The organism is Kitasatospora sp. NPDC057518, from assembly GCF_042802075.1.
Classification (GTDB): Bacteria; Actinomycetota; Actinomycetes; order Streptomycetales; family Streptomycetaceae; genus Kitasatospora.
Genome location: NZ_JBHVEU010000261.1, coordinates 1 through 12,605, shown reverse-complemented (window position 1 = coordinate 12,605; position 12,605 = coordinate 1). Strand labels below are relative to the sequence as shown.

Below are 12,605 nucleotides of genomic sequence, written 5' to 3'. Positions count from 1 at the left end.
ACCCGCGCGGGTTCCAGCCCGCGCGGGTGCGGCGCGTCGTGGCTAGGCTGACGAACCGGGGGCCGGCGTGCGCCCTCCCGGCGCGCGCGCTTCGCCACACACGAGGGCAGAGAGATGGCTGCGCTACCTGAGGGCACACCCTGTTGGGCCGACGCGATGTTCACCGACCTGGAGGGCGCCAAGGCCTTCTACGGCGACGTGCTGGGCTGGACCTTCGGCGAGAGCTCGTCGGAGTTCGGCAACTACACCCAGGCGTACTCGGACGGCAAGGCGGTCGCCGCGGTCGTGCCGCCGATGCCCGGCGCGGAGGCCCAGTCCGCCTGGTGCCTGTACCTGGCCTCGCCGGACGCCGGCGCCACCGCGGCGCGGATCCGCGCCAACGGCGGCGAGGTGGTCATGGGGCCGATGCAGGTCGGCGACTTCGGCACGCTGGTGATCGCCAGGGACCCGGGCGGCGTGGTGTTCGGCGTCTGGCAGGCCGGGCGGCACGAGGGCTTCGAGAAGCAGGGCGAGCCCGGCGCGTACAGCTGGGCCGAGGTGGTGACCCGCGAGCCCGCGAAGGCGGACGCCTTCTTCCCGGCGGTCTTCCCGTACGGCGTGCAGAAGATGGCGGGCGGGGACTTCGACTACCGGATGTTCCAGGTCGGCGGCCGGCCGGTGCTGGGCCGGATGGGAGCGGAGGGCGACTTCCTGCCGCCCGAGGCCCCCTCGTACATCAGCGTCTACTTCGCGGTGGACGACACCGACGCCGCGATCGGGCGGCTGACGGCGCGCGGCGGCACGGTGTACTTCGGGCCGATGGACAGCCCGTTCGGCCGGTTCGCGGCGGTCGGCGACCCGCAGGGCGCGGCCTTCGGGTTGATCGACCTCGACCGGCGGGTAGGGGAGCAGCCGGAGACGGAGGACGTCTGATGCGTCCGACGGGACGACGAGCGACAGGGGTGGCCGATGGGTGAGCGCGAGGAACTCGTCGAGGCGCTGGACAAGCACCGCGGGCTGCTGCGGCACACCGTACGGGACCTCACCGACGCGCAGGCGGCCGAGCGCACCACCGTCAGCGAGCTGAGCCTCGGCGGCCTGATCAAGCACGTGGCGGGGGTCGAGGCGCGCTGGGCGCGGTTCATCACCGGCGGCGCGGAGGCGATGCGGAGCGGGGACGCGGGCGCCGCCGACCCGGACGCCTGGGCGGCCCAGTTCCGGATGGCGGAGGGCGACACGCTGGCCGGGCTGCTCGCCGAGTACGAGCGGACGGCGCGCGGGACGGACGAGCTGGTCCGGAGCCTGCCCGACCTCGACGCCGCCCACGACCTGCCGCCCGCGCCCTGGTTCCCGCCGGGCACGGCCTGGTCGGCCCGGCGGGTGCTGCTGCACCTGATCGCCGAGACCGCGCAGCACGCCGGGCACGCGGACATCATCCGGGAGGCGCTGGACGGGGCGAAGTCGATGGGCTGAGCCGGAGCGGCGCCGTTGAGCGGGGGCGGCGCCGGGGCGGCCGTCAGGGCAGCTCCACGCCGAGGAGTTCGCGCAGCGCCCGGCCGCCGTCCGGGGTGACCCGGAGGGCCCGGCCGGAGCCGATCCGCTCCACCCAGGCGCGGTCCAGGGCGGCCCGGCAGAGGGCCGCGCCCAGCGCCCCGCCCAGGTGGCCGCGGCGCTCCGTCCAGTCCAGGCAGCTGCGCACCACCGGGCGTCCGCCGCGGTGGCCCGCGCCCGGCGGCAGCTCGATCGCCTGCGCGGCCAGCCAGTCCCGGCCGCGTCCGGTGACGGCCAGCCCGTCCTCCTCGGTGACCAGGCCGCGCGCGAACAGCGCGTCCGACACGGCCACGCCGAGGCGTCCGGCCAGGTGGTCGTAGCAGGTGCGGGCGCGGGCCTCGGCGCTCAGCCGGGTGGCCTCGGTCAGGTTGCGGGGCGCGGTCGCGGGGCCGGGAGCGGACTCCGCGAAGACGGTGAGGTCCTCGATCAGCGTGGCCACCGCGGGCGAGGCCAGCCGGACGTACCGGTGCCGGCCCTGCCGCTCCTCGGCCAGCAGCCCGCCCGCGATCAGCCGGGACAGGTGCTCGCTGGCCGTGGACGGCGCGACGCGCGCGTGCCGGGCCAGCTCACCGGCCGTCCAGGCACGGCCGTCGAGCAGGGCGGAGCAGATGGCGGCCCGGGTGGGGTCGGCGAGCAGGGCGGCGAGGGCGGCGAGCGTCATGCCTCCATGGTCGGGGCACGGCGGTGCGTGGATGCCCTGGTGCGGGGGACGGGGCGGTCGCGGCGGCGGGGCCGCGTGGGGGAGCGGAGCCGGGGACATGCCTCCAGGGTCGCCCCGGCACGGTTCGGCCGGGGCCGAAACGACCCGGGGCCACGATGACGGCATGAGCGAAACCACGGTGGTCCCCGGGGCGGCGACCACGACCTTCTCCCGCTACGACGATGTGACGGCGGCCTTGGCCGATCCCGCGCTGGTGCCGCTGCCCGCGGCGGCCCCCGCGCCTGGTGTGCCGGGCGGCGCCCCCGGCACGGTGGCCTGGCTGCGGTCCGCCGTCGCCCGGTTCAGCTCCGGGGAACCGCACGCCCGGCGCCGGGCGCTGGTGCTGGCCGACCTGGAGCGGCTGGACCCGGACCGGCTGCGGGTGGCCGCGGCCGGCGGCTTCGAGTCCGACGTCCGGCTGCGGGTCGTCCGGGTGCTCGCGGCGGAGCTCGGCCTGGCCGACCCGGAGGCCGTGGCGCGGGACGTCGCGACGGTGTCCCGGGCGTACTTCACCGACGCGCCGGCCTGTTCGGCGGTGGACGGCACGGTGGTGGACCCGGCCGCGGACCCGGCGATGGACGGCGCGGCGGTGGACGGCGCGCCGGCCGACCCGGTGGCCGATGCGGCGGTGGCCCGGCTGCTGCCCGCGATGGGGGACCGGGACGAGGAGACCGCCGCGAACCGGATCGGCCTGCTCGTCCAGGCCTGCGACGCCACCGCCGCGCTGGTCGAGGGCGCCCGCCGGCACGAGGACGGGTTGGCCGGCGTGCTGCGCACGGACCCGCCGGTCCGGACGATGCGGCGGATCGCCGTCCGGGCGACCGAGGTCGGTGGGGTCGCGGTGCCGGTCGGGACGCGGGTCCTGCTCGACATCGCCGCCGCCCAGGCCGGGGCGCCGGCCGGGGTCGCGCTCACCTTCGGTGCCCCGCCCCGGAGTTGCCCGGGCCGCTCGCAGGCCCTGGTGATCGCCGAGGGCATCCTGTACGGCGCCTCCGATCCGGCGGATACCGGGACGCCGCCGTCGACCCCGGACCTCGACAAGGCCGAACTGGCCGTCCTGGTACCGGAGATGGTCGCTTACGTGCTCGCCCTGGCGGTCGGCTGGACGGCCTGGGACGGCCGTCCGATCGTCAACGCCGACGGCCGAACCTACGCGCCGCACAAGGCCGTTCGCCGCATCACCGACCATCTCGTCGACCACCTCGCCGAGGTGGAGGCCCGGCTGGTCGGCGAACCGACCGAGCCCGACCGCTGGCACGCCTCCAACGCCACCACCCCGGCCGACCTGGCCCCGTTCACCACCGCCGATCTGGACGAGGCCCGGAGCCGGCTGACCAGGCTGGCCGGGATCTGGTCCCGGCGGGTCGCGGCGCTGCCGGACGAACGGCTGGACGACTCCCCGGGGACGGGCTGGAGCTTCCGGCAGATCGTCTGCCACGTCTCCGAGGCCGGGTACTACTACGCGGACTCGGTCGGGAGCCTGGCGGGTGCGAGGGGCGGCGCCGCGGATCCGGCGTGGGTGACCGACGGCCCGACGTGGGTGATCGACAGTCCGACGTGGGTGACCGACAGTCCGGCGGACCCGACCGGACACCGTGCGAACGAGCCGATGGAGACGACCCGATGACCCCCTTCGCCGCCCTGCACCACCGCCCCGGGCGCCCGCTGCTGCTCCCCAACGCCTGGGACCACGCCTCGGCCGTCGCCCTCGCCGCCCAGGGCCACCCCGCGATCGGCACCACCAGCCTGGGCGTGGCGGCCGTCGCCGGCCTCCCCGACGGCGCCTCCGCCACCCGCGCGGAGACCGTACGGCTGGCGCGCCGGCTCGGTCACGGCGGCTTCCTGCTCAGCGTCGACGCGGAGTCCGGGTTCAGCGACGACCCGGACGAAGTCGCCGAGCTGGCCGTGGAGTTGGCCGAGGCCGGCGCGGTCGGCATCAACCTGGAGGACGGCCGGGCGGACGGCACGCTGGCCCCGTCCGCCCGCCACGCCGCGAAGATCGCCGCGGTGAAGGCGGCCGCCCCGGAGCTGTTCGTCAACGCCCGTACCGACACCTACTGGTGCGGGCAGGACGCCCCCGAGGCGGAGACGCTCCGCCGCCTGGACGCCTACCAACAGGCGGGCGCGGACGGCGTGTTCGTCCCCGGGCTGACCGGTCCGGCGGCGATCGGCCGATTGGTCGGTGCGCTCGCCGTCCCGCTCAACATCCTCTGGACGCCGACCGGCCCGGGCCTCGCCGAGCTGGCCGGGCTCGGGGTGGCCCGGGTCAGCCTCGGGTCGCTGCTGTACCGCGCGGCACTGGCGGCGGCGGTGGCCACGGCGGCGGCCGTCGCGGCGGGGGAGCCGGTCGGTCCGGTGCCGGGGTACGCGGAGGTGCAGGCGCTCAGCGGGAGCTGAGCCGCGCGGTCGGGGCGGCGCTGGGCCGTGCGGCCGGGCGGGAGGCGGCACGTCGGGCGGGGGCGGCTCCCCGGGGGCTCAGTGCTGTCCGCGGGCCGTCCTGGCCGCTTCGATCCCGTCCAGGATGACGTTGACGCCCCGGGCGAAGGTGCTGTCCCGGCCTCCGGCGACCTCGTCCGGAACCGAGGTGGTGTACAGCCGGTGCAGCCGCGGGAAGTCCTTGGTGGCCTCCGTGACGACGGGCAGCAGCCGGTTCATCCACTCCTGCTCGTCCTGGCCGCTGCGGGCCAGCGCGGCCAGCCAGGCGGCCTCCACGCAGGCGGTCCCGATGGTGTAGCCCATGACCGCGTTCATCGCGTCGTTCGCCTCGACGATCTCGAAGCCGGCCGCCTCCAGGACGTCCAGCAGGGCTTCGGAGAGCCGCATCCAGTTGGGGCCGAGGTAGATCATCCCGACGTCTCCGATCACCCCGACCATCCACGGGTGGCGGATGATGGCCGTGCGCATGCTCTCGGCGCACTCCGCGATCTTCGCGCGCCAGACCTTCGGCTCCTCGGACCCCTCGGCCGAGGGGTGCGGGAGGGTGCCGAAGACCTGGTCGACGACCAGGGCGAGCAGCTCGTCCTTGTTGGCGACGTGGGTGTAGAGCGAGGTGGCGCCGGCGTTCAGCCGGGCGGCGAGCTTGCGCATGCTCAGCGCCTCGATGCCGCCGGAGTCCAGCAGCGCGAAGGCCTCGGCGACGATCTGTTCGCGGCTGAGGGCGGGCTGTTCCCGCCGTCGCTCGGGGCGGTTCCACGGCATGGGGATGCCCGGGGTCGCGCCGTCCTCTGTCCTGGCCGCCATCGGGCCCTCCTCACCAATCGTCCGGATCCGGTCCGGTTCGGCGCCGCTCGCCACGGGTTGATGCGAACAGTGTACGGGGAGACGAACAGCGTGCGGAGATCGAACGGTGTGCGGCGTTGCGAACAGTGTGCGGTGTCCGTACAGTGTTCGGAGCGGCGCACACCGTTCCCCTGGGGACGGAGGACGGTGTGCCCGCGACGACTTCCGCGCGGCTCCGGCGTCACAGCCCGGCCCGCGCGCCCGTTCCGACGCTCGACGCCCGAGCTCGGAGCCTGACGCTCTCAGTCCGAAGTTCGAAGGGGGAAACGCCGTGGAACGTCATCCGCAGCGCTGGCTCATCCTGGTCGTGCTCTGTCTCAGCAGCCTGGTGCTGGTGATCGACAACATGGTGCTCACGGTGTCCATCCCGCCGATCGCGGAGGACCTCAAGGCCGGGGCGCAGGACATCCAGTGGATCATCGACTCGTACATCCTGGTCTTCGCCGGCCTGCTGCTCACCTCCGGCAGCCTCTCCGACCGCTTCGGACGGCGGAAGGTGATGATCGTCGGGCTGGCGCTGTTCGGCGCCGCCTCACTGGTCGCGGCGTACGCCGGCAGCCCCGGTGAGCTGATAGCCGGGCGCGTCCTGATGGGCGTCGGCGGCGCGCTGGTCATGCCGAGCACGCTCTCCATCCTGATCACCGTCTTCGACGACGAGGAGCGCCCGAAGGCGATCGCCGCGTGGACCGCGGTGGCCATGGTCGGCCTGGTCGGCGGTCCGGTGCTGGGCGGCGCGCTGATCGCGCACTTCTGGTGGGGCGCGGTCTTCCTGCTCAACGTGCCGATCGCGGCCGTCGCCATCGTCGCCGCGGTGCTGCTGATGCCGGAGTCCAAGGGACCGTGGCGCCGCCCCGACCTGCTCGGCATGGTGCTGTCGATGGTCGGCATGACGGCGTTGGTGTGGTCGATCATCGTGCTGCCCCAGGACGGCTTCACCAGCGCGAGCACCCTCGGCGCACTCGCCCTCGCGGTGGCCTCGCTGGTCGGCTTCGCCGTCCGGCAGGTCCGCACCGACTCGCCGATGGTCCCGATCAAGCTGTTCCGCAACCGGGTCTTCACCGGCGCCAGCTTCTCGCTCATCCTGCTGACCTTCGCGACCGGCGGGCTGATGCTGGTCCTCACCCAGTACCTCCAGTTCGTGCTGGAGTTCTCGCCCACCGACACCGGCCTCGCCTTCATCCCGCTGGCCATCGCCTCGCTGGTGTTCAACGCGCTGGGCGCGGTGCTCGGCAAGAAGGTCCCGGCGCGGGTGTTCACCTCGATCGGCATGCTGATCATCGCGGGCGGCTTCGGACTGCTCGCCACCCTCTCGGTCGGCGACGGCTTCACCAAGGTCTCCCTGGCCATGCTGGTGCTCGGCATCGGCTCCGGCCTCGCCATGCCGGCCGCCTCCAACGCGCTGATGAGCGCCATCCCCAGTGAGCACGCCGGCGTCGGCTCCGCGCTCAACGACACCATCCAGCAGTCCGGTGCGGCGCTCGGCGTGGCCATCCTCGGCACCGTGCTCTCCAGCACCTACACCGGCGCGATGCCCGCGGCCGCCCCCGCCGCCGCCCGCCACGACATCACCGGCGCGCTCGCGGTGGCCGGCTCCACCGGGGACGGCGGCCTGGTCGCGGCCGCCCGGGAGGCGTTCAACACCGCCACCTCCACCACCTTCACGGCGGGCGGCATCGCGGTCGTCGCGGCGGCGGCGCTCACCCTGGTGCTGATGCGCGACGGCCGGAAGACCGCCGGTACGGGGGCCGAGCCCCCGGCGGTGCCGGAGGCCGAGCCGGTCGCCTGACCGGCCCCTCTCCCCGGGCAGATCGCCCCGGCCGCCTCGTGCGGCCGGGGCCGTCGGCGTCCGCCCGCCGTCCTGTCGTCCTCCTGCCGCTGTCCTGCTGCTGTCCTGCTGCCGTCCGCCCGCCGGGTCCCTGCGGGGCGCGTAGCCTCGGATCATGGAACCGTCCGCCTCGTACCAGGAACGCGCGTGCCGGCTGCCCGGCGCGGTCCTGTGGACGAAGCCAGCCCTCGGGCGTACGGGCGCCGCGCGGGCCGGGCTCGTCCTGCCCGACGGCTGCATGGACCTGCTGTGGACGGAGGGCCGGCTGCTGGTCGCCGGACCGGACACCCGCGCCTTCCACCCCGGCCCCGGACTGCGCGGCCCGTGGGCGGGCGTACGCTTCCGGCCCGGTGCCGCCCCCGCCCTGCTCGGCGTCCCCGCACACGAACTGCGGGACCGCCGCGTCGAGTTGGCCGACCTGCGGTCAGCCGCCGAGGTCCGGCGGCTGACCGGACACATCGACGCGGCCCCCGACCCGGCCGCCGCCCTGGAGGCCCTGGCCCTGCGGCTGGCCGCCGACGCCCAGCCCGAGGACCCCCTGATCCGCGCCGTGGCCGCCTCGCTCGCCGCCGGCCGCTCCGTCGCCGCGACGGCCGAGACGGTCGGCCTCGGCGCCCGCCAACTGCACCGCCGCTCCCTGGCCGCCTTCGGCTACGGCCCCAAGACCCTCGCCCGGATCCTGCGCCTCCAGCGCGCCCTGGCCCTCGCCCGCTCCGGCGTCCCGCAGGCCGAGACGGCGGCCCGGACCGGCTACGCGGACCAGGCCCACCTGGCCCGCGACGTACGGGAGTTGGCGGGCCTGCCGCTGACCGCGCTGCTCTCCTCCTAGGGCCGGTCCTCGAGCGGCGCGAGCAGGTCCACCCCGTTGCCGTCCGGATCGTGCACCACGGCGTACCGCTGCCCCCAGAAGGCGTCCCACGGCTCCAACTCCCCGTGGTACCCGGCGCCGGTCAACTCTCCGTACACCGCGTCCACCTGCGCGGGACTCGCGCAGCGGAACGCCAGTGCGGACCGGCCACCGCCGCTCGGCGGCCGCCAGCCGGGATGGAACGACCGGATGGTGGCCTCGGAATCGAGCACCAGAAGCGGCCCGCCCGGCACCTCGCCCTCGACGTGCGGCTCCCCCTCCGCCCCCTCGGGAAACCCCACCCCCAGCCGCCGGTAGAACCCGACCGAGGCGGCCACATCCGCAACGGCCAGCCCGACGAACGCGAACTGCGGTACACCTGTGCTGTTCATGCCCCCACGCTAGGCACCCCCGCCCCACCCGGTCTTGAACGAATCGGACACCGGCCGGCCGGGGGCCCGGCTACGAGGGCATCACCCCGTGGATGCGGGAGAGGGTGAAGACCCGTTCGGCGTCGCGCAGGTGGCACCAGGCGTGGAGGTAGGGCGCGTCCAGTTCGAGGCGGCTCAGGGTGCGGACGGTCGTGTTGCCCGAGGTGGCGGTGTACTCGACGGTGATCGGCTGCTTCTCGTTGACGGCGTGGGCCAGTTGGCGGACGTCGGTGAAGGACAGGTTGCGCGCGTGCCCGGCGATGATCTCCTCGGTGTCGCTGGCGTAGGGGCGGCCGTCGTCGGGGTCGGGCTCCGGAGCCTCTTGCGGGGCCGCCAGTAGCCGGGCGGCGACGGCTGTCAGGTCGGTGGCGGTCCGGGCGCCCGCGACGCGGACGGCCTTCCGCCGCGCGCCGGCGGGTCGGCGCGGGGTCGGGAGCGGGTTCGTTGCCCGGTGTCGCCGGGTCCGCTCGATGCGGACGGATCCGTCCTGCTCCTCGGCGACGGGGGCGTAGCCCGCCGACCGCAGGGCCGCGAGCGTCTCGTCCGGCGGGGTCCGGCTGATCAGCACCGTCGGAGCCAACTGCCGCAGGCCGAGCGGGGCGAGCCTGCGGTGGGCGGCCAGTTCGGCGAGGAGGGCGGGTTCCGCGCCGTGGATCACGCAGGCCGCGGAGACGACGCGCACCCGGCCGTGGCCGCGCGCGGTGTCGCGGATCAGGTACGCGAGCGGTTGTGGCAGCGGTTCCGTGGTGGCGGCGACGGCGATGGCGGCGAGGTCGGCCGTCAGCGTGTCGGCGGTGTGGCCGGCGTCGAGGGCGCGGCGGACGCTGTCCGGGCTGAACCGCCACACCGACGCCGTACCGGTGGCCTCCCGGTCGGCGACGGAGTCCAGCAGCGTGACGAGGGGCGTCGAGGGCGTGCCGGCGACCACGGCCGTGAGATCGCTGCCGAAGCGGGCGGACCCGGTGGAGGCGGGCAGCAGCCGTCGACAGGCGGCGGCCACCGTGTCCGGGCCGTCGGCGTCCAGGGCCGCCCCGAGCGGGGACAGGGCGCCGAGGGCGAGGACGCCGAGCAGCTCCGATTCGCCGACCAGGGTGGCGAACGGGCTGACGTCCTGGGCGAGTTGGTCGGCGAGCGGACGCTGCCACGCGATCAGCGCCCCCAGGTCCGCCGGGTCGGTCGCCCCCTCACCCGCCGGGAGCCGCGCCGCGGAGGCGAGCAGTCCGTGCCGGGCCTGGACGCAGCCCCCGCGGGGCGGGGCTCCGGCGAGGGCGGGCAGCGCCTTCCCCTCCTCGTCGCGGCTCCCGCCGGGGGTCAGCGGCAGTGTCCACCAGGCGCGGAGGAGCACGGCGAGCCGGTCGGCGGGTTCCTCCTCCGCCCAGCCGTCGTAGGCCTCGGTCGCCGCGACCCGGTCGCCGTCCCGGGCCAGCAGCCCGGCCGCGGCGGCCGACTCCAGCGCGATGCGCACCACGGTGTCGTCGCACTTCGCGGCCTTGCCGAGCCGGGACAGCTCGCGGGCTCCGATCCCGCCGGACTTCAGCCGGGCCGGGGGAGCGGCGGCGCACGCCGCGAGGACGGAGGAGGCGTGGGCGGCGAACGCCATCGCCGCGGCGGCGGCCTCCCGGTCGACGGCCGATCCGGTGACGGGCCGCGTCCGGACCGCGGGCGGGACGGGCGTGAACGGGGCGTGCCAGCCGGTGCCGCGCAGCGCGAGGGCCACCTCCGAGGGCATCCGGGCGGGCCCGTACCAGCGCCCGTCCCGGATCAGCAACCCCCGTTCCAGCGCCCACCGTTCGCCCGGCCCGGGATCCGGCCGCGGGAGGCCGTACAGGATGCGGGCCGACCGCTCCGGCGCCTGCCGCGCACGTTGCTCCAGGAGTTTCCGGGCGGCCGCGGGGGCCTTGGCGACCAGCGCGGTGACCCGGTCCGGATCGCCGTGGTGGTCGATCAGCGCGGCCAGCCGCTTCTGCTTGGTGCCCGTCGACGTGATGCCGACGGCGGCGAGCATGCGGCCCAGATCGGTGGAGGTCGTGTCCGCGAGCAGCCGTGCCAGTGGCGCGTCCAACCCGAGGGGTGCGGCCCACACCTGCCGCAGCGGCGCCGCCACGTGCAGCCGCCCGTCGCCGCCCGGCCACACCAGCGCGCGATCGGCCAACTCCCGCAGTACCGCTTCCAGTTGGTGAGCGCGCTCCCCGTCCGTCGCGTCGAGGAGGTTCGCCAGTACGTCCCGGGTGGCAGGCGCCAGTGCGGCGGCGCCCTCCGCCACCTGGAGTTCGGGCAGCGTGAGTCGGGGGATCGCCAGCGCGACCGAGGCCGGGCGCTGGAGCCGGTCCGCCAGTTCGCCGACCGATCGCGGCTCCGGCTCCACCGCGGCGTCCGGGCGCGAGGCCAGGACCCGTACGACCTGTGCCGCGTCGGCGCCGCGCAGCCACGCGACCAGGGTCGATCCACTTGTCTTGCCGATGGGGAACACCTCACCACAGAGGACGGACGCCGTCCCAGGTCGGAACCGGCCGGGGCTCAAGCATGGCAAACACGGTGTGCCGGCGGGCGGTTCGGGCCGCACGGCGAAGCGACCGGCGGGCGGTTCGGGAGACAGCGAGGGCCCGGGCCGCGGTCGGTGGTCGCGGTCCGGGCCCTCGGGGGCGGGAGCGTACGGGAGCAGCACCCGCGGCAGGGCGGTCAGTGCAGGACGTTCAAGGAGTTGGTGGCGTCGTCGACGAAGTACACGGCGTCGCGGTCGAGGTCGACCGCGAGCCCGAACAGGGCGCCGGCGCCGGGCGGGGTGCCGCTGTCGTCGAGCGTGCGGACGGCGACCTGGTCGCCGGCGGGGGTGGTCTCGACCAGGTTGCCGTCGCCGGAGTTCACCGTGAGGACGTCGCCGCCGGGGGCGACGGCCAGGCCGAGCGGCCCGTTGAGGTTGCCGCCGGTGCTGACGGTGGTGCCGGTGCCGGCGTCGGAGACGCGGTGGACGGCGTCGGGGATCGCGGCGATCCGGTTGGCGAGGGTGTCCGCCACGTAGAGCGTGTCGTCGTGGCCCAGGCCGACGCCGGTCGGGCCGATCACCAGGGCGGCCGGGTCGGTGCGCTGGCCGAAGCCCGAACCGATCCGGGTGGTCGCGATCCGCTGCGGCGGTGCGCCGCCCGGCCGGCACAGGGTGATCCGCAGGACGGTGCCCTGGTCGACCTCGGCCCCGCCGCCCGCGACCGTGCCGTTCAGCAGGTTGGTCACGAACAGCTCGTCGCGGTCGCCGGAGCTGACGGCTGTCATGTCCCACGGGCCGTTGATGCCGTCGCCCGCGATGGTCTCGCGGACCGTTCCGTTGCTGTCCAGCACCAGCAGGCAGCCGGCCTGGACGGTGGCGGAGGTGCCGTCCGTGGTGGGCGTGCTGCCGACCACGACCCAGCCGCCCGGCAGGACGGTCAGCGCCGTCGAGAGCCCGACCCCGCCGGGGCACGGCCCGGGCAGGTGCGCCGGGTCGATCTGGGCGAACGTGCTGACGGCGCCGTCCGGACTCACCTGGACCAGGGTGGTCCCGGTGCCCTGCTGGTTCTGCGCGTTGTTGAAGTTGCTGATCAGGACGTTGCCGCGGTGCAGCCTGCCCGTGCTGTGCCGGATCACGAACGTGCCGTACGGGTTCACGTCCCCGTTCGCGGGCACGGTCGAGGCGACCGGGGACACGGTGTTCAGCGGCCCGAGGAACGGTGCTCGGCCGACGGCGCCCCCCGCCGCCGTGGCGCCGAGCACCACCACGGCGGCGGCGACCACGCCGGCCTGCCCCCAGAACCTCATGCGCGAAGAGTGAAGTCTCATAACGCGAAGTTATGTCGTGGTCGAATCGCCTGGCGCGCGGAGTTCACCCAGCGGGGTCCCGCGGGGACGCCAGGGGTCCGGGCCCGCCTCGCCCGGGAGGGCGCCGCTAGGGCCTGTGTGATGTTGTGATCAATCTTCGGGTTCTGCCCCGCTCCGGGGCAGAACCCGGTAGGACTGTTGGAT

11 protein-coding genes are annotated in these 12,605 nt (G+C 75.4%); 6 read left to right on the top strand and 5 right to left on the bottom strand.

Translation table 11 applies throughout. From position 1 onward, the window contains the following. The first annotated feature begins 114 nt into the window (after nucleotides 1–114). Nucleotides 115–912, top strand: a complete 798-nt coding sequence (locus tag ACFU7Z_RS24930; protein ID WP_117488588.1) for a VOC family protein — start codon at nucleotides 115–117, stop codon at nucleotides 910–912. Nucleotides 913–948: 36 nt separating this feature from the next. After that, nucleotides 949–1,452 carry a DinB family protein gene (locus tag ACFU7Z_RS24925; protein ID WP_380779753.1) on the top strand — a complete coding sequence of 168 codons (504 nt, stop codon included), beginning with the start codon at nucleotides 949–951 and terminating at the stop codon, nucleotides 1,450–1,452. Nucleotides 1,453–1,495: 43 nt separating this feature from the next. On the opposite strand, the gene ACFU7Z_RS24920 is transcribed toward ACFU7Z_RS24925, so the two are convergent. Further along, entirely contained in the window at nucleotides 1,496–2,191 is a 696-nt protein-coding gene (locus ACFU7Z_RS24920; RefSeq protein ID WP_380779751.1) for an ArsR/SmtB family transcription factor, read from the bottom strand. 163 nt (nucleotides 2,192–2,354) lie between these two features. Between ACFU7Z_RS24920 and ACFU7Z_RS24915 the strand changes: the two genes are divergently transcribed. Both ACFU7Z_RS24915 and ACFU7Z_RS24910 read left to right on the top strand, forming a co-directional pair. Next, nucleotides 2,355–3,857 carry a hypothetical protein gene (locus tag ACFU7Z_RS24915; protein ID WP_380779749.1) on the top strand — a complete coding sequence of 501 codons (1,503 nt, stop codon included), beginning with the start codon at nucleotides 2,355–2,357 and terminating at the stop codon, nucleotides 3,855–3,857. Beyond that, nucleotides 3,854–4,627, top strand: coding sequence for an isocitrate lyase/phosphoenolpyruvate mutase family protein (locus tag ACFU7Z_RS24910; RefSeq protein WP_380779747.1), 774 nt, complete (start codon nucleotides 3,854–3,856; stop codon nucleotides 4,625–4,627). The genes ACFU7Z_RS24915 and ACFU7Z_RS24910 overlap by 4 nt, the downstream gene beginning before the upstream one ends. Nucleotides 4,628–4,705: 78 nt before the next feature. On the opposite strand, the gene ACFU7Z_RS24905 is transcribed toward ACFU7Z_RS24910, so the two are convergent. Further along, complete coding sequence (locus ACFU7Z_RS24905; RefSeq protein WP_117488580.1) at nucleotides 4,706–5,470, bottom strand: TetR/AcrR family transcriptional regulator C-terminal domain-containing protein; 765 nt, start codon at nucleotides 5,468–5,470, stop codon at nucleotides 4,706–4,708. A gap of 310 nt (nucleotides 5,471–5,780) precedes the next feature. Here ACFU7Z_RS24905 and ACFU7Z_RS24900 point away from each other — a divergent pair, with 310 nt between their 5' ends. Further along, complete coding sequence (locus tag ACFU7Z_RS24900; protein WP_117488578.1) at nucleotides 5,781–7,295, top strand: MFS transporter; 1,515 nt, start codon at nucleotides 5,781–5,783, stop codon at nucleotides 7,293–7,295. Between the two features lie 154 nt (nucleotides 7,296–7,449). After that, nucleotides 7,450–8,163 (top strand): helix-turn-helix domain-containing protein, encoded by a 714-nt coding sequence (locus ACFU7Z_RS24895; RefSeq protein ID WP_380779744.1) that lies wholly within the window; start codon nucleotides 7,450–7,452, stop codon nucleotides 8,161–8,163. On the opposite strand, the gene ACFU7Z_RS24890 is transcribed toward ACFU7Z_RS24895, so the two are convergent. From ACFU7Z_RS24890 to ACFU7Z_RS24880, 3 genes are all read right to left on the bottom strand, one after another. After that, the gene (locus ACFU7Z_RS24890) at nucleotides 8,160–8,573 is read right to left on the bottom strand and encodes a VOC family protein (protein ID WP_380779742.1); all 414 of its coding nucleotides are present in this window, start codon (nucleotides 8,571–8,573) and stop codon (nucleotides 8,160–8,162) included. The two genes, ACFU7Z_RS24895 and ACFU7Z_RS24890, sit on opposite strands and share 4 nt — an antisense overlap. A 70-nt stretch (nucleotides 8,574–8,643) precedes the next feature. Further along, on the bottom strand, nucleotides 8,644–11,082 hold the full coding sequence (locus ACFU7Z_RS24885) for a helicase C-terminal domain-containing protein (RefSeq protein ID WP_380779740.1): 2,439 nt from the start codon (nucleotides 11,080–11,082) through the stop codon (nucleotides 8,644–8,646). Nucleotides 11,083–11,291: 209 nt separating this feature from the next. Continuing rightward, nucleotides 11,292–12,401, bottom strand: a complete 1,110-nt coding sequence (locus ACFU7Z_RS24880; protein WP_063780175.1) for a hypothetical protein — start codon at nucleotides 12,399–12,401, stop codon at nucleotides 11,292–11,294. Nucleotides 12,402–12,605: the final 204 nt, after the last annotated feature.